Below are 22,932 nucleotides of genomic sequence, written 5' to 3' on the forward strand. Positions count from 1 at the left end.
AGATACATTGGCTATTGGTATTAAACAGGGTGAAAATACGGTATTTTACGGGTGTTAACCCGATGCTTTTTTGGGGTTATTTCTATAAAAAGTTACTATTACCTTTGTTTCAATCAAATAGCTTTGTTATGAGCTTAAAAAAAGATCTTTTTGAAAGCCCGGACTACTTTAAAGTGGACGAACTGCTTAGCGAGGAGCAAATAATGATACGTGATGCTGTACGCTCCTATGTTAAAAAAGAAATTTCACCCATTATTGAAGACTACTCGCAACGGGCGGAGTTTCCGCAACAGATTGTGAAGCAATTGGGTGATTTGGGCTGCTTTGGTCCAACACTGCCCACCGCATACGGAGGAGGGGGGCTTGATTATATCAGTTACGGGCTCATGATGCAGGAACTGGAAAGGGGAGACAGTGGTGTGCGTTCCACGGCGTCAGTACAGGGATCCCTGGTGATGTATCCTATTTATGCCTACGGGAGTGAGGAACAAAAACAGAAATATTTACCCAAACTTGCCAGCGGTGAGTGGCTGGGTTGTTTCGGATTAACGGAACCTGATCATGGTAGTGATCCGGCCGGTATGTTGACAAATTTTAAAGAAGAGGACGATGCGGTTATCTTAAACGGAAGCAAAATGTGGATCAGTAATGCACCCTTTGCCCAGGTGGCAGTAGTTTGGGCTAAAGATGAGCAGGGCGACGTGTATGGGCTGATTGTGGAAAGAGGGATGCCCGGCTTTAGTACCCCAACAACACATAATAAATGGAGCTTGCGCGCGTCAGCTACAGGTGAATTGGTGTTCGATCATGTAAGGGTGCCAAAGGAGAATATATTACCCGGGGTTACGGGTTTAAAAGGACCTTTGGGATGTTTAACCAAAGCCCGTTACGGCATTGCCTGGGGCGTTATTGGCGCCGCAATGGACTGCTATGACACGGCGTTGCGTTACGCTCAACAGCGGCAGCAGTTCGGAAAACCCATCGCTGCTTTTCAGTTACAGCAAAAAAAGCTGGCCGAAATGATAACAGAAATTACCAAAGCGCAATTATTAAATTGGAGACTGGGTGTATTGATGAATGAAGGGAAAGCTACACCTCAACAGGTAAGCATGGCCAAAAGAAATAGTTGCGAAATTGCAACCAATATTTGCCGGGATGCGCGCCAGATTTTAGGTGGTATGGGCATTACAGGCGAGTACCCTGTTATGCGGCATATGATGAACCTGGAAAGTGTAATTACTTATGAAGGTACACATGATATACATTTGCTGATTACCGGACTGGATATAACCGGCGAGAATGCGTTCAAGTAGAGTTGACTGGTTGCGGATGACAGTTGACTATATCTTTATCAACATCCGGCATCTGTTTACTAAATAAAAAGTGTAGGGAATGCGAATTTATTTAATAGGTTTTATGGGCGTAGGAAAAACGCATTGGGGGAAATTACTCGGAAAAAAACTAGGGATTCCGTTTTTTGACCTTGACGAATTGATTGAGAACGATGAGGGAAGATCTATTGCCGAAATGTTTGAAGAGAAGGGAGAGGAATACTTCCGTATGAAGGAGCGCGAAATATTACACATGGTAAGCGAAAGTCATGAATCGATGGTATTATCCTGTGGAGGAGGCGCCCCCTGTTTTTTTAATAATATCGATTATATGAACGAAAAAGGCGTAACCGTTTGGATTGACACGCCTTTCGAAATCCTGCTGGGCCGGCTAAGGCAGGGGAAGGACAAACGCCCGCTGCTTAAAAGCCTTGATGATGAACAATTAAAAGCGTACATTGTTAAGAAAAACGGCGATCGGAGAATTTTTTATGAACGGGCCAGGGTACGGATCGACGATCGTGATGCCCGCGTGGATGATTTTATAAAAGCTATTTTTGATCAAACGGCGGACAACGGGGAGGTTTGATCAACAACCCCTGAGTACAGACATCCGGCATCCAGTATCTAGTATCCAGCATCTAATATCTAATTACCATGCATAAATTGTACCTCACCCTAGGTAGCGTAATAGCCGGCCTTGGTGTTATTTTAGGAGCATTTGGAGCTCATAAATTAAAAGAAATAGCTCCAGACTCGGTTCCAACCTTTCAAACCGGCGTTCAATACCAGATGTATCATGCGTTTGCGCTATTAATTGTGGGGATTCTTTTTGAGAAATTCCCTTTTAAAACTATGAATTGGGCGGGACTTTGCTTTCTGATTGGTATTCTTTTGTTTTCCGGTTCCCTGTATGCGCTGTCTCTTCTAAAGGCAACCGGTAAAGTTGGCCTGGGCGGAATCGGTATCGTTACACCAATTGGAGGGCTCTTCTTTATAACAGGCTGGATTTGCTTTGTTGTGGCGTTACTGAAAAAGTAGCATGCAGTTGAAATTTTTTAGAACTTAAGGTCCTTAGATCCTGGCACTCAAGCTCTGGAGCCCGGGTTTTCATATTTTCGTCGTAGGAGTAGATAAAGGAGTTGTTCGAACCTTCGGACAACTTTCCAACCTTCCTTATCTTTGCTTTTATGACGAATAAGAGTAAATCGAAGAGTAAAAAACCAACAGCTAAGGCAAAAGATACTGTTACACCATTTGTCGCAGAGAAAGCAGAGCGGATAAGGCTGAAGCAACTGGCCAAAGATGAACGTACCTGGAAAATTGTAGGGTTAACATTCCTATTAATATCTATATTCCTGATTATTGCATTTGTATCATATTTTTTTACCTGGAGGCAGGACCAGGCAAGTGTATCCCGCGGCATTGAAATTCTGGCGGACGTAGACACCACTGCAAATAACCTGTTGGGCAAAACCGGAGCCATAGTGGCGAACCTTTTTATTTTTAAATTATTTGGTGTTGCCTCCCTGTTAGTATGTACTTTTTTCTTTGTTGTAGGTGTCAATCTCCTGTGGCGCCGGCGCGTTTTTTCTATATGGCGTAATCTGAAATACGTTACGTTGGGCATGTTGGCCGTTTCAACCATCCTTGCATTCATTTTAAGGAAAGAAGAATTTAGTTGGGGTGGCGGCGTTGGAAATGTGATCAGCGACTGGCTGTTAGCTTCACTCGGTTTTGTGGGGGCATCTGCCATCCTTTTACTAATTGTAGTGGCTTACCTGATCTGGCAGTTCAACCCCGTATTTGCATTTCCTAAAAAGCTATCCCGGCCTGCTGTGGCCGGCGCTGAAGAATCACCCAAAGATGCCCTTCCGTTAGCAGAGCATGATTTTGTTAAGGAGGAAGAAAAAGAACCGGCTAAACCCAAAATAGCGCCACTGGACGCTGCAACCCTGATTGTTGACGATGAGGCAGCGAAGCCTAAACATAAAATAGGACTCATAGAAAAAGAGGAGACAGCGCCTAAGGAGGAAGCGAAAGGCTTTGAAGGGATCACGGTACTGAAGCCTGAGGCAAGAATACATTTTGACGAGCCTGAAGCTGAGCCGGAGATGAAAAAAGAATTGGAAATTGAGAAACCAAAACCTGCAGCCAGGCCTGTAGTAACAACAGGTGGATTGAAGCTGGAAATAAATGATGCCCCACTGCCCAAAACAGAAGAAGAGGAAAAAGTGACTACCCCGGTAGAAAAGGCGAAAGCTTACGAACCCACATTGGATCTCAGGGATTATCAGCATCCAACATTAGATTTGCTGGCGTCTTATGGGTCTGAAAAGGTAGAGCATGACCCTGAAGAACTGGAAAATAACAAAAACCAGATCATAACTACTCTGCGCAACTATGATATAGAAATTCAACGCATCAGTGCTACTATTGGTCCGACGGTTACATTATATGAAATAGTACCCGCAGCCGGTGTGCGTATCTCACGCATAAAAAATCTGGAAGATGATATTGCATTAAGCCTTTCAGCTTTAGGTATCCGTATTATTGCTCCTATACCGGGCCGCGGTACTATTGGTATTGAAGTACCCAATGCTAAAAAGAGTATTGTAAGCATGAAGACCTTGCTCTCTTCCGATAAGTATCAGAACAGCGCTCATTCATTACCCATCGCTCTAGGTAAGAAAATAGATAATGAACTATTTATTGTCGATTTGGCAACCATGCCGCATTTACTAATGGCCGGAGCAACGGGGCAGGGTAAATCAGTTGGTATCAACGCGATTCTGGTATCCCTGCTGTATAAAAAGCATCCTTCACAATTGAAGTTTGTTTTGGTAGACCCTAAAAAAGTAGAGCTGAGCATTTATAGCCATATAGAAAGTCATTTCCTGGCTAAACTTCCGAATGAAGAAGAAGCGATCATTACCGATACCAAAAAAGTGATCAACACGCTCAATGCACTTTGTATTGAAATGGATAACCGCTACGATTTACTGAAAGAAGCCGGTTGCCGCAACATTAAAGAATACAATACCAAGTTTACCTCGCGGAAGTTAAATCCTGAAAAAGGACACCAGTTTCTTCCGTTTATCGTATTGGTGGTAGATGAGTTTGCCGACCTGATCATGACGGCTGGTAAGGAAGTTGAAATGCCGATTGCGCGACTTGCGCAGCTGGCCCGTGCGGTAGGTATTCACCTGATCATCGCAACGCAAAGGCCTTCGGTAAATATTATTACGGGTACTATCAAAGCCAACTTTCCGGCACGCGTAGCCTTTAAAGTGAGCAGTAAAATTGATAGTCGTACCATCCTCGATGCAGGCGGTGCCGAGCAATTAATTGGTAAAGGAGATATGCTGATTAGCTTGAACGGGGAAATTGCCAGGTTGCAATGTGCTTTTGTCGATACTCCCGAAGTAGATAAGGTAGTTGAGTTTATCGGCTACCAGGAAGGATATCCGCAGGCATTCCTCTTGCCCGAATATGTGGATGAAAAAGAGCTGGAAAGCGGTGATTTCGACCTGGGAGACAGGGATTCGTTATTTGAAGAAGCTGCTAAATTAATTGTGGCCAATCAGATTGGCTCTACCTCCCTTTTACAAAGAAGGATGAAGCTGGGGTATAATCGCGCGGGACGGCTAATGGATCAGCTGGAAAATGCCGGTATTGTTGGTCCGAACCAGGGGAGCAAGGCCCGCGAAGTGTTGATTAAAACAGACGCAGACCTCCAACAACATCTCGAAATGTTAGGGTAGTGATGTTAACCGCTAATTGTCGACAGATACCCGTCAACTGTTAATCTTTCTCCAATATGTTAATTAATGTTAACCACCGCACCACGGCATGAAAATTGGCGTCTTACTGTAAATAATTAAAACTAGAAAATCTTAAAAATTGAATATGAAGAAATTGTATATCACCGGAGCTGTTCTGTTCATGTCTGTGTTTTCGTTCGCGCAGCAAAAAGATCCTAAGGCAAAAGCAATATTAGATGAGGTAAGTGCCAGATTTAAAACCTACAAAACGGTAACAGCCAACTTCGGCTACCAGATCGCCAGTGCTGCCGGTAAAGTGTTAACCACCAAAAATGGTACAGTGCAAATGAAGGGCAATAAATATGCGATTAACCTGGGTAGCAATAAAATCATAAGCGATGGGGTTACGATATGGAATTATGACCCTGCTGCCAAAGAGGTAACAGTAAGTAGTGCCAGTGCATCAGAAGGAACCATAACACCTCAAAAGCTATTTACCGATTTCTATAATAAAGATTTTATGTACGTAATGGACAAAGATGGAAAAGTAGGAAGCAGGGATGTAAATAAAATTATCATGCAACCGATCGACAAAAATAAGCCCTTTGCCAGGGTATATGTAGCAGTAGATAAAGCAACAAAAAACATTATTAGCACCACAGTTGTGGAAAAGACCGGCAACCGGTATGTGTACAACGTGAGTAACTTCAAACCCAATACCGCTATTTCCGACGCTAATTTTACTTTTGATAAAGCAAAATACCCCGGTGTAGAAGTAGTGGATCTGAGATAAAAAACCAAATAAATTTCTAAATGAAGCTCTCAGTTATGAGGGCTTTTTTGTTACAGGAACTTCAACTTATCATTTTTCAATTTGTTTATCTTTATAGCCCGGTTAAATAATAGAACTGGAATATATAACAGTTATCAATTCAGGTATTTTTCTAACAACAGGTGGACAAATTTCCTGGCAGGCGATGGTGAAAAGGTGTGGCGTAACAGGAAGGCAGAGCTTGGGGAATAAATAAGATCCAAAGCAGATTTATTGGGACTATAGGAAGAAGGGTGGACTGTTTTATTCAGCACGATTACATCGATGAGAGCGATGTAAATAAGAATGTTTATATCAGAACCAGGTCTCTAAAAGTAATAGAAGCTATATGCCGGCAGTTGGCGCATTATCCTTCTCGCGTTGGGCAGATCGTTTATATCGGCAAGTAAGATAAAGGCGAAGAATAGAGGGGTTTTGTTTATAAAAAAAGGAGTCTCTAGGGCTTTTAATGAACAGGTGAAAAAGGGGTAATTATTTTATTATAAATAAAAGTATACAGGTGGCAGAAGATTTAATGATCACTTCAGGAACTAAGGACGAACAGTACCGGCTATTGATGCCGCAATTAGAAGGGCTCTTACAGGGAGAGGACGATATAGTAGCGAATATGGCCAATATTGCGGCAGCTTTAAAGGAGCAGTTTAAATGGTGGTGGGTTGGCTTTTATATTGTAAAAGATGAAGAATTGGTACTGGCGCCATTTCAGGGTCCTGTAGCCTGTACCAGGATAAAGAAAGGGCGTGGGGTATGCGGATCCGCCTGGGAGCAGGCGAAGACTTTAACTGTGCCTGATGTGGAACAATTCCCCGGGCATATAGCCTGCAGCAGCTTCTCTAAATCGGAGATTGTAGTGCCAGTGCTGAAGAACGGCGTTGTAGTGGCAGTCCTTGATGTAGATAGCGAATTGCTGAATCATTTCGATGCAACCGATCAGGAGCATCTTGAAAACATTGTAAGCCTTCTAAATTTTTGATCTGATGTTGACAAAAAAGATATTGGTCACCGGGAAAGTTCAGGGTGTTTTTTTCAGGCAATCAACGATGCTAAAAGCCGAAGCATTGAGCTTGGGCGGAACGGTTGAAAATTTACCTGATGGAAATACAGTGGGTATTATAGCAACGGGATCTGAAGCCGCGTTGGCCGAGTTGATTAGCTGGTGCCAGCAGGGGCCTCCCGGGGCAGAGGTTAAGAAAGTAGAAATTTCAGACCAGCCTTTGCAGGAGTTTAAAAGTTTTTCTATTTTGTAGAAGTTTTTAAACCCCGTAAGTTTATAATAAATATGTTGTGAACGATTGTTGATGAGCAATGGACACATCGTGTTTCACACAGGAAAAATTTAAAGTAAAATCACACATGAAAAAAAATGTAGTCTTCCCGTTATTGTTGTTGAGCATGGCGTCTTTCGCCCAGAATAAAGACCCTCGCCTAACGGAGATCTGGCAACCCGAACCGAAAATTGTGGCTCCCGGTAAAACGGCGGCAGATGCTCCTGCAGATGCGATTGTGCTATTTAACGGAAAAGACCTGGCAGAGTGGCAAACCGACGATGGAAAGCCTGCAAAATGGAAAGTAGAAGGCGATGCGGTTACGGTGATGAAAGGGACAGGTGTTATTAAAACAAAAAGGGCGTTTGGAGACTGCCAGCTACATGTAGAATGGCGTACACCCGGCGAGGTAAAAGGTGAAGGACAGGGAAGGGGAAACAGCGGTATTTTTTTAATGGGTTTATATGAGCTGCAGGTACTGGATAGTTATAATAATCGTACTTACAGTAATGGTCAGGCCGGCAGTATATACAAGCAAACAGCGCCGCTGGCAAACGCATCCCGCAAGCCAGGGGAATGGCAGACCTATGATATCATTTTTACAGCTCCCCGTTTTAATAAAGATAGCAGCGTTAAATCGCAGGGAAGGATCACCGTGTTACACAATGGGGTATTGGTTCAAAACAGCACAGCAATATGGGGAGCTACGCAATATATTGGCATAGCAACCAATACCTGGCATAAAGAAAAAGAACCGATTGTACTGCAGGACCACGGAGATGCGGTGAGTTTCAGGAATATCTGGATAAGAGAGTTGGAGTAGCACCGTCTGAAATATCATAACAATTTCTCAAAAGACACGGGGCCGGAGAATACGAGAAGGAACGCATCTATATTTGCCTTCTTAAATCAAAATAATGATAAGGCATATTTAATATGGGGCTTGTTTGCTGCTAATAGCATCTTGTGCAAATAATGATGCCACAGCAACTACCGGGGAAACGGCTGAAGAACCCGTTGAGCAGATTGCAGCAACATCAGAGGCCGGCCAAAATAAAAATCCCCAGACGCAGTGGTAATCGAAGCCTATGTAAATGATAAATCGGGCATTAGTGTCGCCGATCTGGATTCAAAGGGTTCGGGCTTTACAACCCGTACAAAAAACACGCTATCTTTCAGACGAAAACGGGAAAAAACTGGCAGTAGTATATGGTTTCAAGTCCACCACACCGAATGGCATAGCCATTATCGAAGTAGAGGGTGAGAAATCTATAACGCTTGAACAGGTAGAAACTGCTCCTGGTGCGCGATATGAGTTTTACCATGGAGTAACATTAAAGATGGTAGATAAGGCTGTGCAACTTAACGATAATGGAGAAATAGCTACCTATAAAGAGGTACTACAATATGCTACCGGGCACAGAAAAACAGGGAAAAAATATTTTTTTTATTTCAGAAATTCTTCCTATCTTGTTCTTTCTCAATGAAGGAGAAGGAGCTTAGAGTAGTAAATAATTAAGTTTTTGAAGCAGCTTGAAAGAGCTGCTTTTTTGTTTTTTTAGATCTGTCTATCCGAGAAAAGGCATTGGTATATTGCTGTATTTCTTGTTTTTTCTTTCTGTGTACATGCTATTTTTGAGCCTTTTCGTTTAATAGAGAAATTAGAAAATGGATCGCACATTGCAATCCGGCTTGTAAAGATTCTCCACATTTAGAATCGTTCATCAGGGCGTTGGAGAGCAAAATATGCCGACCAATATACTTATTGCTACCTCAACACCATCCGGCTATATTCAATCTATTGCAGCAAAATATGCTATTCCCTATTATGTAGCCGATCAAGCTGGTGGCATAGAGAATGATTGGAATTTTGCCATAGAAAATGCAGCTACCCGGTATATAACTATTGCTCACCAGGACGACTTTACGAATGTAATTACACAAAGGAGGTCTTAAAGCGATACATAATAATCAAATGAAAAACCTCTGATCGCTTTTCCTAATTATACGTGGTGAACCGGTTGGAGAGAAAACCTCCTTGAGTGCTGTGGTGAAGAATCTTTTACTCTTTCCATTACAGGTAAAAAATTCCATTTCTTCAAAGCTGGTGAAAAAGGCAATACTTTCACCAGGTGATCCCATTTTGCTGCCCTTCTGTAGCTATCGATCGCTTGAATGCAGGAGATATCCGGTTCTCAAAAGATCACAGTAGTGTGTTGGACTGCGTAGCCTGGTTGCAATTAGCGAAAAAAGACGGAGTCTTCATTTTTGTCAATAAAAAGCTGATGAAACATCGTATTCATATAGATTCAGAAACTAACAACCAGATACAAAATGGCAAGCGCCAAGGAAGAATTAGAGATGCTGTCTGGCATCTGGGGTAAAAATATTGCAAAGCTGTTATCGAAGTATTACAGCAAAGGCTATACGGATAATAAAGTATAGAACAGGCGTTACAACAAAGCCTCCCTTATCCTTACCAATTGCTCTAAAAGATTTTCCAGTTGATCGAGTGGTAACATATTAGCGCCATCACTCTTGGCCACCGCAGGATTAGGGTGTGTTTCTATAAAAATGCCGTCCGCTCCGCTTGCTATGGCAGCTTTCGCAATAGTACCGATTAACTGAGGGTTTCCGCCGGTAACCCCGCTGCTTTGATTAGGTTGCTGCAGGCTGTGGGTACAGTCCATAACAACAGGTGTACCATGTGCCTGCATCCAGGGAATATTTCTGTAATCAACGACCAGGTCTGTGTAGCCAAAACTATTTCCTCTCTCAGTTAGCAATACCTGGTTATTTCCCGCGTTATTGATTTTTTCAACTGCAAATTTCATAGCCTGACCGCTCAGAAACTGCCCTTTCTTTACGTTGATGATTTTCCCCGTTTTTGCTGCCGCTTCCAGCAGGTCGGTTTGACGACAGAGAAACGCCGGGATTTGCAGGATGTCTGCATATGCTGCTGCCATTGCCGCTTCTTCGTGAGCATGTATATCGGTCACTGTGGGAATACCAAAAGCTGTTCCGGCATTTTTTAAAAGTTGTAATGCTGCTTCATCCCCGATACCTGTGAACGAGTTAGCGCTGGTGCGATTGGCCTTTCTGTAAGATGATTTAAATACATAGGGTATCCCCAGTTTTTTACATATTTCCGAAACGCTGCCGGCTACCTCCATAACGATGGCTTCACTTTCAATTACACAGGGGCCAGCCAGCAGGAAGAAATTCTTACTGTTATAAGTCTGCTTCTCAAATAAGGTCTTTAAAAATGCTTGCATCAGGCAAATGTATCGAAAAGTTGTAGTTCGTTCATGGTTGATGGTTGATAGCCGACAGTTTTTCAACCTATGCCCCATTCCCTTGACCCTGTATTGAATGTCCATAATCAATCCTCTGTGCGAAAACGTTTGCACAATGACGAGCAGCTAACCCATTATTTCAATATGTTTGCTGACAAATTTTTTTATGGTAAAAGATAAAATTCTGGTAATAGGATCCTCCGGCCAGATAGGAGTGGAGTTAACCCTGGCCCTGCGCAAAATATATGGTAATAATAACGTAATTGCTTCTGACTTAAGAGAAGAGAATGAGTTGTTGAAAGGAACCGGTCCTTATGTTAGTATTGATGTAATGAATAAAGAAATGCTACATGTGCAAATCATAAGGCAAAATATCACACAGATCTATTTACTGGCCGCCATACTTTCGGCTACGGGCGAAAAAAATCCCGGCCTGGCCTGGCATTTGAATATGCAGGGATTGCTCAATGTATTAGATATCGCCAGGGAGGAAAATCTTAAAAAAGTATACTGGCCATCTTCCATCGCGGTTTTTGGGCCAACATCTCCCAAGCAAAATTGCCCGCAGCAAACGATTATAGAGCCAACAACGGTTTATGGCATCAGCAAGTATGCCGGCGAGTTCTGGTGCAATTATTACAATATTAAATATGGTATAGATGTAAGGAGCTTACGTTATCCGGGACTCATATCGTATAAATCGGCCCCCGGAGGCGGAACAACTGATTATGCGGTGGAAATATTTCATGATGCATTGGAAGAAAAGAAATACACCAGTTTTTTAAGGGAAGATACTTATTTGCCTATGATGTACATGCCAGACGCGATAAGGGCTACCATAGAATTAATGGAGGCTCCGGCTGACAGCATATCGGTGCGCACATCGTACAATATTTCCGCGCTTAGCTTCTCTCCAAAAGAAATCACCGCTGCTATACAAAATCATATACCCGATTTTACTATTGATTACCAACCTGATTACAGGCAGGCCATTGCTGACAGCTGGCCGCAAAGCATTGACGACAGTGTAGCGCAAAAAGATTGGGGATGGAAACCCCAGTTTGATCTGGCAACCATGACAGAAGATATGTTGAATAACCTGGTTACTCTTTAGTATACCGGTTGAGTAATTAATTAGATAAAAAATGCTGTCTTCAGGGCAGCTTTTTTTATTATACAGCGCAAACAAATATCAACCTGAATACGATTTCTGGCCTTGGCAACAAGATCGAATCTTACAAACAGGATGGTAAAGTATTTGTTAAATACAGATATATGAATGCTGTTACAGGTGCTCCACGTTACGAAACAGCTGCTGGCGCTCAGGTTGGTTGGGTTGATGTAACCAACGCTTACCTGTATAACTACACAGTTGCCGGCGCTTCTTTCGGACCAACTGCTTCTTATACTACAAGCAATGTTCCTGCTTATTCACTGCCTTTCCCTACAGGTGGATACAATGTTAATCCATTTGCCGGAAACACGCATCCTAACGGTGGTGTGGCTTTAGGTGCAGCTGGATTTACCTGGAACCCATTCACGAACAGCACTGTAACTGCAGCAGCTGCGGGTCAGTTCAGAAGTGGTCAGATGAGATTTACATGGAATATCACGTCCGGAACCAATGCAGCAAGTGCTCCTACTGCATTTAAATTTGGTCCTATTACCCTGAATAACGCAGCTCCGGCTCCTACTCCGGCTTTGGGCACTGCCGCTGGTTACTTCGATGTGGTTGGTCAAAGCTTGAACAGTCCTAACGGAACATTGGCTACTGGCTGGAATTACAACACTACCATTATGACAAAACCATACTGGAGTGATAACACTATCCCTGATATTTACTATGCTGCTCCTGGTTCTTTAACTTCGAACAGACCAATTACAGGTGCTGGTTCTATCAACCTGATCAAGTATGCTGATGGAAGACCTGCTGCTAATTTCGAAAATAAACCATTAGTACAGATTCAGGTGTATGCTATCCCTGGCGATATCGTTAAACTTGCTGCTTCAAAAGGTATCAATGTTAACAATGGCGCTGCTTTAGCTCAATTCGCAGATTCTATTGAAAAATAAACTGTAACAACAGTTTACAAAATAAAAAGGGTGTCTCTAACGGGGCGCCCTTTTTTTATAACACGCTCTCTGATTTTGCCATTCTCCGAATATCTTACAAAAGAGATCGAATAAGAACCCCTATTTATGCCAATTCATCTTACTTCCGTGCGCGTCTCCTGTTCCGGATCTTTTAAGAAGTAGCTCCGTACCTGTTTTAATTAAATTTTTTTGAAGATAAATTTGCGGCGGGCGAAGATGCCCGTTACGGGGGACTTGTTTTTGGCCAGCGCAAAAAACAAACTTCGTGTGGCATGTATTTTACCTGCAACGGATTTTCAATATCCTGCTTTCGAACCGGGGTTGCCGGAGTGTCCTGGCAAGGAACGCATAAAGGTACCGCGGGTTAGTGAGGGCATGATAATTTCAGTGAAACACTTTCTGGTAAAGCCGCGACTCTTTTGGATACGTAATCAAAACAAACCATACCCGTTTTAGCGATAGCTACTGTTACACTTTTCTCTTCCTGGGTTTTCTCAAGTTTATAAACCAGGTCGAAACCAACCCGGCTAAAGTCATGGGCGCCGATAGAAACCTGAATAATGTCTTTGTAAAAGGCCTCGGCCTTGAATTCAATAGCAACGTCTGCCATAATAAGGCCAACTCCTTCTATATTCATTTCACTATAACCGCGGTCTTGTAAAAACTGTAATCTTGCCTCGTGAATAATGCCGAGCAGGGCGTCGTTGCCTGCATGTCCGCCATAGTTAACATCTGTAATTCTTATGGGGATACGGGTTGAAAAAGAAAAAAAGGGGGGGAGCTCTACCTTAATACGTGCCATTTGTTTTTGCACAAAAGTAAGTATTAGCCAGCTTAGGCAGTGCCTGCTCTGTTACATATTAGGAGCAGTGCCGGCCTCTGTAATATCGCCACTGGCCATATCCAGCAGGTCCAGAATATTATCAGGAGATGACGCTGCATTGCTACTGGCCATTTCCTTTTGCCATTTGGAGATCTGGTCATCGCAGCTATGGTCTTCACCAGCGATACAATCAGCCATATTGCTTACCTTTTTCGACATCCTGACGATGTTACCATCCTGGGTCATTAAAATAATATAGCGGTTTTGCAGATCAGCATTTCTTTCGTTAGAAGCGCTGTAGGCATTGCCCAACTTAGTACGTATGCCAGCCAAAGCCTGTTGTTGACGGTTACCCCTGCCGGCCTGCTGGGCGCCGTTGGTTTGAATAGCATTTTGTACTTTCAGACTGCCATCGGGCTTTCCACCGGTACCCGCAGTATAGCCCTTATCGCTGTGCCCGTCTGATAGAATAAAGAAAGCGCTAATACTCACAATAACAATAAAGCAGGCTGCTGCTGCATACTTCAACCATCCATGGTTCATCGGTACTACCAAGGCCGGTTCGCTCTTTTTGCCTTCCAGCTCTTTAATAATATGAACCCAGGCCGAATTAGGTGGATTTACCTGTATGTTGGAAAGTTTCTTCTCAATGATCTCCAGGGCTTTTTGATCGTCCAGTTCCCGGCTTATTGCATTCCAGGCCATTGGAGGTACCGGTGCTTCGGCATTATATAATTTTGTTGCCAGGTCTTCTTCCTGGCTGGTAATATCCAACTGGTCAGCTATTGCAGTCCAGGCCATGACTGGCGGACTTATTTCCAACCCTGTTAAACGTTCGGATATGTTTTGATGAGCTTCGAGGTTGTCTAATTCACGGGCAATATTATTCCATGCCCCAGCCGGTGGAGTTACTTCAATATCATATATTTTGTTATGGCTGTTCATGGTACATTACTTCGATCTGTCTTCTATGTGTTTTTTTACTAAATCCTGCAGGAGCGCTTTGGCCCGCGAAAGCTGAGACTTGCTGGTACCTTCGCTGATGCCCAGCATATCCCCGATTTCTTTATGGGAATATCCCTCCACTACATACATGTTGAAAACCGTACGGTAGCCGGGAGATAATTGAGTGATCAAATCCAGGATATCTTTTTCAGCTAATTCGTCAAGTGCCGACACATATTTTCCCTCTATCGTATTTTCTTCCTTTTCTGTAACCGGCTGCAAGTATTTCTTTCTTCTGAAATATTCAATAGCTGTATTTACAAAAATTCTTCGAACCCAGCCTTCAAAAGAGCCATCTCCTCTGAAACTGTCCAGTTTTTTAAAAACTTTAATAAATCCATCCTGCAAAATATCCTGTGCTTCATCAGCGTTCGAGGCGTAACGTAAGCATACTGCATACATTTTAGGAGAGAAACGCTTGTAAAGCTCTTCCTGCATCCTTCGGTCGCCTTCCATGCATCCTGTAATTAAGTCGCTTTCCGGAATCGTATGGTTGCGTATAGGTTCCAAATTCTTTAAAATATTAAAAAGTTTTTTTCAAATATAGGGAATAGTCAATAGTGTGAATAGTCAATAGTGAATTGCCAATGGTCAATAGCCCATCAGCTACAAACCGGCGCTCCTGTTTTCCTTTAACCATTCTGTCAATTTTGCTAAAGCTTTGGCCCGGTGGCTATATTGCTTTTTCTTCTCCATCGTCATTTCTCCAAATGTTTGGGTCGCACCATCAGGAATAAAAACCGGGTCGTATCCAAAGCCGCCGGTACCTGCACGGTGATGGGTAATGGTGCCCTCACAAATACCTTCAAACTGGTGCTCATCCCCGTTTATAATCAAAGAGATAACTGTCCTAAATCGGGCATTCCGGTTGCCCTGGTTTTTCATTTTGTTCAGCAATTTATCGATATTGTCAGCAAATTCGGGCTCGTTATCCGCATAGCGGGCGCTTTTAACACCCGGCTCCCCGTTTAATGCTTCTACCTCCAGCCCGGTGTCTTCGCTGAAACAGTCCATTTGCCTGAGGTTAAATATTGTCCGCGATTTTTCAGTCGCATTTGCCTCGAGTGTATCGTGAGGTTCGGGAATGTCCTGGAAGATGCCCGCTTCTTTTAAACTGATAATTTCAAAACTGTTATCCAGTGCATTGCGTATTTCCTGTACTTTATTGTTATTATTGGTTGCAAAAATGAGGGTCATAAATTGAAAATATTTTTTAAGGCAGCCCAAAGTAAACCTTTTGCTGGTTTGTTATGCTGAAGATCATGCAAAGCCGGAGCATGCATTATGGTGTAGCCCGAGAAGGATTGTACCTGGTAGGGTGGTGTTTGAAAGGGGAATCCCCAGTCCTGAACTGTTATTCCAAAAAGCAAAACCACTTTTGTATTGAATTGATCTAAAATAGAGGTATGCGCTACTTGCGGGTAATTGTTGATATTAATAAGCGCCACATCGTTCAGACTCAACTGGCAGGCTTTCAGCAACTGCATTAAGAACTCCAGTTGCGGGTCGGGTAAATTGGTAATATTTTCATAATTAACAGCTACTAATATTGCCCTTTGATTGCTTCCCAGAGACCTCCATTCTATTGCCGGCTCAGGCTCTGCTGAGACTGGTTGAGCTGAAGAAGCAGCGGTCACAGACGCAGTATTTTTTTCCTGCCCGACAAGCGACGAAGGATATAATTGTGTTACCAGGTAGGGGGGGAGATTCATTTCATTCAAACTCATACATACCACATTTAACGATAGTGTTCGTATATTCGCATAACAATAATAGTCAAAAATAACATTTTATGGTAGAGGCAGTTCAAATACCTGTGGAGCGGATAAAAGAAAGTAAATTAGGGCAGGTAGATTTTAGCAATTTAGGTTTTGGAAAGTATTTTTCTGATCACATGCTGGAGGCAGACTATGTTAATGGAGAGTGGACCAGCGTTAAGATCAGGCCTTACCAGGACCTCGGTTTTCTTCCTGCTTTATCTGTACTGCATTATTCTCAAACTATTTTTGAAGGGCAAAAAGCGCATAAGGACGAAAATGGCAATATTCATATTTTCAGACCTCACGAGAATTGGAAGCGACTGAATCGTTCAGCAGACCGTATGGCTATGCCAAACGTACCGGAAGAGATTTTTGTTGACGGCATGAAACAGCTGATCGAGCTGGATAAAGCGTTTATTCCGTCGGGTTATGACGAGTCTTTATACATACGTCCGTTTCTGTTTGCCACCGAAGAAACGCTGGGTGTAAAGGAATCTAACTCCTATAAATTTTTAATCATTACAGGCCCCGTAGGATCTTATTTTTCAGCGCCGGCCCGTATTTATGTAGAAGAAAAATACACACGTGCTGCTCCTGGCGGTACGGGCGCCGCTAAAACCGGTGGTAACTATGCAGCATCTTTGTTGTCGTCGGCTGAGGCCAGAAAACAAGGCTACGACCAGGTGTTATGGATGGATGCTAACGAGCATAAATATGTTCAGGAGGTGGGCGCCATGAATATCCTGTTTGTAATTGACGGTAAGATCATCACTCCCGATCTTACTGATGGTACGATCTTAAGTGGTATTACACGTATGAGCCTGATAGAACTATTTAAAGAGAAGGGCTATACGGTAGACGAACGTAAAGTATCCATCGATGAGATCGTAGAAGCGTATAAGAATGGCAGTTTACAGGAAGTGTTTGGTTGTGGAACAGCCGCTACTATTTCTCATGTTCGCGAATTAAAGTATAAAGATTTCGTGATGGAATTTGATGTAGATAGCATGACCATTTCAGCCGATATGAAGAAGTACCTGCTGGATTATAAAGAGAATCTTCATGGTGATCCGCATGGCTGGCTGGAAAAAGTATAAGTAATTGAACAATCATTTTTGAACGGGCTTGAAAGTAATCTTTCAGGCCCGTTCTCTTTTGTTTGGAGCCCGGAAGGATCTAATATTATCAATTAATTGTTCTTGAATATTGATATTCCGAATGTTAAATAACAATTCATTGCATTTTTATTAATGTCTCTGTAACAGAGGCTGGTTTATTTTTGGTGCCTACTGAAGCTTCATCACCAATATTTAATATTATGAGAACACAACCTATTTTAAATCGCTTTCCGGCAAGGGTAAAACGTTGGTTAGCTGCCGGCCTTCTTTTTTCTGCAATACCTTTTGAGTTGAATGCCCAGACAGAAGTTCGAAAAAACCAGCTGGGTATTTTTACAGGTTTGGGAAAGATGGGGGGCGGATTGGGTGTTAATCCGCAGCTGGGTTTGGTTTATGAAAGAAAATTCACAAACCATAGTAGCCTGGAGCTAGGCGCCAGGTGGATGTTCGCTCATTTTAAAAGCACGGGTTTTACGCAAACCGCTACCGGAAAGGCATATCACCGCACGCAGGAGTCCTATGATTATTTCTCAATGCCGGTTCTCTACAAATTCACTTCCTCTATTGTAAATGTTTCTGCGGGGCCTGTTTTGAACCTGATGACAGGGAAATTTGAAACCAATGAATCCTGGAGTACTATCAGGAGTTTTGAAAAGCCTTTTAACACGCTGAATGTAGGAGCGATGTTTAAGGTAGGAAAGGCCATTCACTTTAAAAACCGTTTTGTGCTGGAACCTGAGGTTGGTGTATCTAAAAGCGGTTACTTTAAGAAGCCTGTCTGGGAAACGAATGTGATATTAAAGTACAAGTTATAGATTGTCAGATATTTAGGCGAAGTTTTTAATATTAAGACTGTAGCTTTTACAGGCGCCGGGAAACGCTACCAAGACTTAGCAGCTCCCATACTCCTGGTGTCCTGTTTTTAAAACTACATTTTTCGGATCGAACAGTGAATATTTTGGATAACAGCCGGAAAAAGTGTATATTGTATATTAGGGCATATTAAGCAGATAGAAATATTGAAAGATAATTTTACCAATTTATTTTTGTTGATTCGAATTCTTACCTTACCTTTGCCGTCCAAAAATTAAAGGACAAGGAATGCCTACAATTAATCAGTTAGTACGTAAAGGAAGACAAATAATTAAAGCAAAGAGTAAATCAAGGGCTTTAGATCAGTGCCCTCAGCGCCGTGGCGTTTGTACTCGTGTATATACCACTACACCTAAAAAGCCTAACTCAGCACTTCGTAAAGTAGCTAAAGTTCGTTTAACTAATAAAATTGAAGTAATTGCTTACATTCCGGGAGAAGGACATAACCTGCAGGAACACTCGATCGTATTGATCCGCGGTGGCAGGGTAAAAGATCTTCCAGGTGTACGTTACCATATTGTACGCGGTAGCTTAGATACTGCGGGTGTAAAAGATCGTAAACAAAGCCGTTCTAAATACGGTACCAAGAAAGCTAAGAAGTAATTTCTCCACGAGGTTGAATTACTATATATATCAAAAAAAGGCTGAGTAAAGTTTTAATTCTTGAAGAAATTCAGCCGATACTAAAAATTAAATAAAATGCGTAAAGCACAAGCCAAGAAACTCCCTTTAGCGCCAGATCCTAAATTTAATGATAAGCTGGTTACACGTTTTGTAAACAACCTGATGTGGGAAGGTAAAAAGAGTGGGGCATTCACTATTTTTTATGATGCATTAGATAAAGTTGCAAAGCAAACCAACGAAGATGGATATGAGATCTGGAAGAAGGCTTTGGCAAACGTAACTCCTGCTGTAGAAGTTCGCAGCCGTCGTATCGGTGGTGCTACTTTCCAGATTCCTTCAGAAGTTCGTCCTGACAGAAAAATATCTTTAAGCATCAAATGGTTAATTCGTTATAGCCGTGATCGTAACGGTCGTAGCATGGCTGACAAATTAGCAAATGAAATCGTAGCTGCAAGCAAAGGCGAAGGTGCTGCATTCAAAAAGAAAGAAGATACACATCGTATGGCTGAAGCGAACAAAGCTTTTGCTCACTTCAGAGTATAACTTATATAGCAACTAGCTTTAAAAGCCCGTTCCGAAAGGAATGGGCTTTTTGCATTTGATAATTGTTGGCTGTTTGTTAAAAAAATCTTATTTTCATAAGGTAACAATTGAATAAACACATTTTTAACCTAGACACAAACCATGAGAAAAAAACATGCTTACCTCGCAATTGCTTTGTTATTGCTAATTTTTGTTGGATGCCAAAAGTTGGATGAATCAATAGAGCCTGGCCTAAGTAATGGTAACACTATAAAAGTAGATACTATTGGGGGCGCATTATTTCATTCAATTCCGTATCAACACCATAACGTAATCATTAAACAGGTCGACGATAAATATTTTTTTTCCGATGATATCCAAATTAGTAGAAGACAATTTAATCTGCTTCGAAGTGGTGGCTTAGCCGAATATACTAAGCCTAGAAGTGCTATTATCGATGATTTTACATATAGATGGAGCTCAGGTGAGTGGCGTTACCTAATTGCGTCAACTAGAAGGACGGAGATTTTGCAAGCCATTCAAATGATTGCTGACGTATCAAACATTACATTTATAGAACTGACCTCTAATCCGGGACATTCTAATTATGTTACGATAGTAGACGATAATAGTGAGGGTACGTCATTTTCAAATCATATCGGCTGCGAGCCGGGTAATAAAGAGCTTCATCTTCATTCCTCCCAGGGTGTCGGTACCATCGCGCATGAAATCTTACATTCTTTAGGTATATTTCATGAACAGACAAGGCCCGATCGAGATAATTTTATCAACGTTTTCATTGACAGATTACCAAGTGACCCTACCGTTAGGTATCAGTATAATATTAACCCCCTTTCTAGAGGGGTTGGGGGATTTGATTTTGAGTCAATTATGCTCTATCCATCTGTCCGGAATGGTGTCACGATAATGGAACGAAAAGATAATACAACATGGGGATTCCAGCGGAGCTATTTATCGACTGGTGATATTCAAGGACTTGCTGCATTATATGGTGATAAGTTTCCAATTCAAGGACCAACTTCTTTTTGTAATTCTGCTACTTACTCTATAAGTAATTTACCGGTTGGAGCTTCGGTGAGTTGGGCAGTATCTAATACTACATTAGCATCGCTCGCTCCCAGCGGATCTGCCGTAACAATAACAAGATCTGCTTATGGATCTGCTAACCTCTTGGCAACTGTTTTATTTAATGGCAATAGCATAGTTGTCACAAAGCCAATTATATTAGTATATAAGCAGCCTACAATAACGGTTAACGGGGGAAATACCTGGGGAGGATCCAAATTTTATATTATTGGAAATACTGAACCTGGGACATCGTACCGATTAGAAGTGACGACTCCTAGTGGCTCAGTTTACACAGCTTTGGGCGAGGTGAGTTTAGATCAGTTGGGAAAATACTGGGTTAGATTATATCTAACCAATAGTTGTTTTACAGAAAAGCTTGTACATACCAGCTCCTTTATATCTGTAGATGACGGCGGCCCAATACATTAGTAACCTACTTCAGCCTAATACTTTTGGGAGATTTTGTATTATAGCCGGTCTAATAAAGAAAGAGCTTTTTTGTTTTAAAATAATTTGTAAAACTATTCAAATTGCAGTCTTCATAAAGTAATAATTTGAATAACACATTTCAACCTAAAGCACAAACCATGAGAAAATTACAAGCTTGCCTGGTGCTGGTTATTTTGTTATCTGCTTTTATCGGATGTAGTAAAACAGATACAATATTACAGGAGCCGGAACCTGAAAACATTAAAAAGCCGGAAACGCAATCGATAATTGGTGGATCGCCAATTAACATTAGTACAACACCCTATCAGGTAAATGTAAATGGTGCGGGAGGTGTTATAATTGGAGATAGCTGGATTTTAACCGCAGCACATGTAGTATCAGGATTAACTGCTAACCAGGTACATATTATTGCTGGAACTACTGACCTGACAAGCTTCCCTGCTACAAGACAAGATAGGGTGGCAGACAATATTATTATTAAAGATGGGTATAGTGGTACGTTCAATGATATTGCATTGATTCATCTGTCAGCTCCGCTTATGTTTAACACTGTTATTACTCCGATTATCTACGCTACAGCTGAAGATCCCGTTGCTATTAATACAATTGCCAGGGTGTCAGGTTGGGGACTTATTACGTTCAGTCCCAATACTACAACCAATAATTTATATGCAACAGATGTAAGAGTCTCGAATCTTTCTACGAGCCACCTCATATACACAAGTTCAACTACTTCTTCGCAGCAAGGCCCTTGTTACGGCGATAGCGGTGGTCCCCTCACAACCCATATAACAGGAATAGGGCCTGTTTTGATTGGAATTGTAAACGGCTGGGGTGATTGTAATTCAGGTGAAAAAGGGTACGCCCGTGTTTCTCACTTTGCAGATTGGATTAAAGAGCAGACTGGAGGTTTAGATAGGCCAAGGATAGAAGGACTCTCTTCGTTTTGTAATACTGCTGATTATACCATTAGTAATTTACCAATGGGGGCCACTGTGAACTGGAGCGTAAATCTTTCCAATTATGCCTCTCTAACTACCAGTGGAAATACGGCTACTCTAACTTCGTTAATACCGGCTTTAAATACGGTTATCTTAAATGCGTCGGTTACCTCTTCAACTTTAGGGACCATTTCGCTTAATCCATTTTTGATCGCTGCAAATAAAAATGATTTAGATCCTAATCTGGCCGCTTGCTACGCTATTGTAGGTGGTGCGCCGGGACCCTGTTTTTACAACTACGATAACGGCTCAGGTGATGCGAGTATTGTGATAACAAATGAGGTAAACCCGGGGACATTTGAGGAAACTGTTTCTCTGGTAAGCCCAAATGTAACAAGTATGGGCATCACAATAGAGAGCAAAACGCCTTATAATGGTAATGTGAGTCTCTTTACAGTTAACGGAACTCAATATACAATTCGTATGAAAGGCGATGTGGGGGCAACATTTAAAGTGACTTATCAGGGAGAATGCGGTTCGTCAATCACGAAGTACGCTTATGTTAGAACTCCGGGAGGTCCGCCTATGTTGCCTATTATAGACTAAGATGTAAGTCTGAGTGTTTATGTTAAGGCGTCTTAACATTTTCATTTTAAGACGTTCTTGTATCATTTTACACAAACTATTTTAGCAATACAACATAACATATTCAACTTGCAATAGTTGTTTTTGCTGCCACTAATTACCGTGGTAAGTTAGCCCTTTAATTGCCGCACCAACGCCACATATTCCTGCATTGCCTCCTCTTTTGTTTTTCCTCTTAAAGCTTCCCAGGCATTATATTTAGCCTTATTTACAATGTTAAAAGGGTTGGAGGGGGGATCAATATTAATATCTCCAACCGAGCCTTGTTTGTAGAGGGAATAGAGTTGTAGTAATATGTCGTTGGATGGCTTTTCGCTCAGGGACTTACTCTCTTCTGCCGCTTTTTCAAATTGTTGTTGCAGTTCCATATTTTTTTAATTTATCTGAAAATAAGAAATCATTGTATCTGATCCTTAGCTGCTGCAAAATCTTGTTCGTCGTCAATAAAAATGCCATCCGCGAAGATGGCATTTTTTATCTTTTGGGTATCCAGTATCCAA

The 22,932-nt window shown here is 42.0% G+C and carries 27 protein-coding genes; 20 read left to right on the forward strand and 7 right to left on the reverse strand.

Annotated features, from left to right (window positions below; translation table 11 throughout):
* Window positions 1–128: 128 nt before the first annotated feature.
* From U0035_RS19775 to U0035_RS19820, 12 genes are all read left to right on the forward strand, one after another.
* Entirely contained in the window at window positions 129–1,313 is a 1,185-nt protein-coding gene (locus U0035_RS19775; protein ID WP_114790662.1) for an acyl-CoA dehydrogenase family protein, read from the forward strand.
* 79 nt (window positions 1,314–1,392) lie between these two features.
* Complete coding sequence (locus U0035_RS19780; RefSeq protein ID WP_114790663.1) at window positions 1,393–1,920, forward strand: shikimate kinase; 528 nt, start codon at window positions 1,393–1,395, stop codon at window positions 1,918–1,920.
* Between the two features lie 68 nt (window positions 1,921–1,988).
* A complete protein-coding gene (locus U0035_RS19785; RefSeq protein WP_114790664.1) occupies window positions 1,989–2,372 on the forward strand; it encodes a DUF423 domain-containing protein in 384 nt (127 codons plus the stop codon).
* Between the two features lie 149 nt (window positions 2,373–2,521).
* Window positions 2,522–5,095 carry a DNA translocase FtsK gene (locus tag U0035_RS19790; RefSeq protein WP_114790665.1) on the forward strand — a complete coding sequence of 858 codons (2,574 nt, stop codon included), beginning with the start codon at window positions 2,522–2,524 and terminating at the stop codon, window positions 5,093–5,095.
* A gap of 145 nt (window positions 5,096–5,240) precedes the next feature.
* The gene (lolA1, locus tag U0035_RS19795) at window positions 5,241–5,888 is read left to right on the forward strand and encodes an outer membrane lipoprotein periplasmic chaperone LolA1 (protein WP_114790666.1); all 648 of its coding nucleotides are present in this window, start codon (window positions 5,241–5,243) and stop codon (window positions 5,886–5,888) included.
* Between the two features lie 81 nt (window positions 5,889–5,969).
* Complete coding sequence (locus U0035_RS23040) at window positions 5,970–6,119, forward strand: DUF1572 family protein (protein ID WP_114790667.1); 150 nt, start codon at window positions 5,970–5,972, stop codon at window positions 6,117–6,119.
* 41 nt (window positions 6,120–6,160) lie between these two features.
* Window positions 6,161–6,316: a DUF1572 family protein gene (locus tag U0035_RS23045; protein WP_162817841.1), complete on the forward strand. Its 156-nt coding sequence runs from the start codon at window positions 6,161–6,163 to the stop codon at window positions 6,314–6,316.
* Window positions 6,317–6,426: 110 nt separating this feature from the next.
* Window positions 6,427–6,900, forward strand: a complete 474-nt coding sequence (locus tag U0035_RS19800; RefSeq protein WP_114790669.1) for a GAF domain-containing protein — start codon at window positions 6,427–6,429, stop codon at window positions 6,898–6,900.
* Window positions 6,901–6,904: 4 nt separating this feature from the next.
* Complete coding sequence (locus tag U0035_RS19805) at window positions 6,905–7,174, forward strand: acylphosphatase (protein ID WP_114790670.1); 270 nt, start codon at window positions 6,905–6,907, stop codon at window positions 7,172–7,174.
* A gap of 106 nt (window positions 7,175–7,280) precedes the next feature.
* Window positions 7,281–8,015, forward strand: coding sequence for a 3-keto-disaccharide hydrolase (locus U0035_RS19810; protein ID WP_114790671.1), 735 nt, complete (start codon window positions 7,281–7,283; stop codon window positions 8,013–8,015).
* Between the two features lie 289 nt (window positions 8,016–8,304).
* A complete protein-coding gene (locus U0035_RS19815; RefSeq protein WP_162817842.1) occupies window positions 8,305–8,679 on the forward strand; it encodes an MliC family protein in 375 nt (124 codons plus the stop codon).
* 259 nt (window positions 8,680–8,938) lie between these two features.
* Window positions 8,939–9,148 (forward strand): hypothetical protein, encoded by a 210-nt coding sequence (locus U0035_RS19820; RefSeq protein WP_114790673.1) that lies wholly within the window; start codon window positions 8,939–8,941, stop codon window positions 9,146–9,148.
* A 497-nt stretch (window positions 9,149–9,645) separates the two neighbouring features.
* Here the strand turns inward: U0035_RS19820 and kdsA are convergent, their stop codons facing one another.
* Window positions 9,646–10,467, reverse strand: coding sequence for a 3-deoxy-8-phosphooctulonate synthase (gene kdsA, locus U0035_RS19825; protein WP_114790674.1), 822 nt, complete (start codon window positions 10,465–10,467; stop codon window positions 9,646–9,648).
* 187 nt (window positions 10,468–10,654) lie between these two features.
* Here kdsA and U0035_RS19830 point away from each other — a divergent pair, with 187 nt between their 5' ends.
* Together U0035_RS19830 and U0035_RS19835 are read left to right on the forward strand one after the other, a co-directional pair.
* Window positions 10,655–11,602, forward strand: coding sequence for an NAD-dependent epimerase/dehydratase family protein (locus U0035_RS19830; RefSeq protein WP_114790675.1), 948 nt, complete (start codon window positions 10,655–10,657; stop codon window positions 11,600–11,602).
* Window positions 11,603–11,763: 161 nt separating this feature from the next.
* Window positions 11,764–12,561 carry a hypothetical protein gene (locus tag U0035_RS19835; RefSeq protein WP_114790676.1) on the forward strand — a complete coding sequence of 266 codons (798 nt, stop codon included), beginning with the start codon at window positions 11,764–11,766 and terminating at the stop codon, window positions 12,559–12,561.
* Between the two features lie 385 nt (window positions 12,562–12,946).
* Here U0035_RS19835 and U0035_RS19840 read toward each other — a convergent pair whose 3' ends face one another.
* From U0035_RS19840 to U0035_RS19860, 5 genes are all read right to left on the reverse strand, one after another.
* Window positions 12,947–13,384 carry an acyl-CoA thioesterase gene (locus tag U0035_RS19840; protein WP_114790677.1) on the reverse strand — a complete coding sequence of 146 codons (438 nt, stop codon included), beginning with the start codon at window positions 13,382–13,384 and terminating at the stop codon, window positions 12,947–12,949.
* 51 nt (window positions 13,385–13,435) lie between these two features.
* Window positions 13,436–14,350, reverse strand: coding sequence for a hypothetical protein (locus U0035_RS19845; RefSeq protein ID WP_114790678.1), 915 nt, complete (start codon window positions 14,348–14,350; stop codon window positions 13,436–13,438).
* Between the two features lie 6 nt (window positions 14,351–14,356).
* A complete protein-coding gene (locus tag U0035_RS19850) occupies window positions 14,357–14,866 on the reverse strand; it encodes an RNA polymerase sigma factor (RefSeq protein ID WP_170138303.1) in 510 nt (169 codons plus the stop codon).
* A gap of 150 nt (window positions 14,867–15,016) precedes the next feature.
* The gene (rdgB, locus tag U0035_RS19855) at window positions 15,017–15,607 is read right to left on the reverse strand and encodes an RdgB/HAM1 family non-canonical purine NTP pyrophosphatase (RefSeq protein ID WP_114790679.1); all 591 of its coding nucleotides are present in this window, start codon (window positions 15,605–15,607) and stop codon (window positions 15,017–15,019) included.
* Window positions 15,604–16,137, reverse strand: coding sequence for a hypothetical protein (locus U0035_RS19860; protein WP_114790680.1), 534 nt, complete (start codon window positions 16,135–16,137; stop codon window positions 15,604–15,606). The genes rdgB and U0035_RS19860 overlap by 4 nt, the downstream gene beginning before the upstream one ends.
* A gap of 65 nt (window positions 16,138–16,202) precedes the next feature.
* Here U0035_RS19860 and U0035_RS19865 point away from each other — a divergent pair, with 65 nt between their 5' ends.
* From U0035_RS19865 to U0035_RS19890, 6 genes are all read left to right on the forward strand, one after another.
* Window positions 16,203–17,267, forward strand: coding sequence for a branched-chain amino acid aminotransferase (locus U0035_RS19865; RefSeq protein ID WP_114790681.1), 1,065 nt, complete (start codon window positions 16,203–16,205; stop codon window positions 17,265–17,267).
* 221 nt (window positions 17,268–17,488) lie between these two features.
* On the forward strand, window positions 17,489–18,103 hold the full coding sequence (locus U0035_RS19870) for a hypothetical protein (protein WP_114790682.1): 615 nt from the start codon (window positions 17,489–17,491) through the stop codon (window positions 18,101–18,103).
* Window positions 18,104–18,389: 286 nt separating this feature from the next.
* The gene (gene rpsL / locus U0035_RS19875) at window positions 18,390–18,764 is read left to right on the forward strand and encodes a 30S ribosomal protein S12 (protein ID WP_114790683.1); all 375 of its coding nucleotides are present in this window, start codon (window positions 18,390–18,392) and stop codon (window positions 18,762–18,764) included.
* A gap of 96 nt (window positions 18,765–18,860) precedes the next feature.
* Window positions 18,861–19,328, forward strand: coding sequence for a 30S ribosomal protein S7 (gene rpsG, locus U0035_RS19880; RefSeq protein WP_114790684.1), 468 nt, complete (start codon window positions 18,861–18,863; stop codon window positions 19,326–19,328).
* Between the two features lie 141 nt (window positions 19,329–19,469).
* Window positions 19,470–20,825 (forward strand): M12 family metallopeptidase, encoded by a 1,356-nt coding sequence (locus U0035_RS19885; RefSeq protein ID WP_114790685.1) that lies wholly within the window; start codon window positions 19,470–19,472, stop codon window positions 20,823–20,825.
* Window positions 20,826–20,983: 158 nt separating this feature from the next.
* Window positions 20,984–22,393 carry a serine protease gene (locus U0035_RS19890; RefSeq protein WP_162817843.1) on the forward strand — a complete coding sequence of 470 codons (1,410 nt, stop codon included), beginning with the start codon at window positions 20,984–20,986 and terminating at the stop codon, window positions 22,391–22,393.
* Window positions 22,394–22,542: 149 nt separating this feature from the next.
* Here U0035_RS19890 and U0035_RS19895 read toward each other — a convergent pair whose 3' ends face one another.
* A complete protein-coding gene (locus U0035_RS19895; protein WP_114790687.1) occupies window positions 22,543–22,800 on the reverse strand; it encodes an acyl-CoA-binding protein in 258 nt (85 codons plus the stop codon).
* Between the last annotated feature and the right edge of the window lie 132 nt (window positions 22,801–22,932).

The sequence above is a fragment of the Niabella yanshanensis genome, assembly GCF_034424215.1.
GTDB classification, from domain to species: domain Bacteria; phylum Bacteroidota; class Bacteroidia; order Chitinophagales; family Chitinophagaceae; genus Niabella; species Niabella yanshanensis.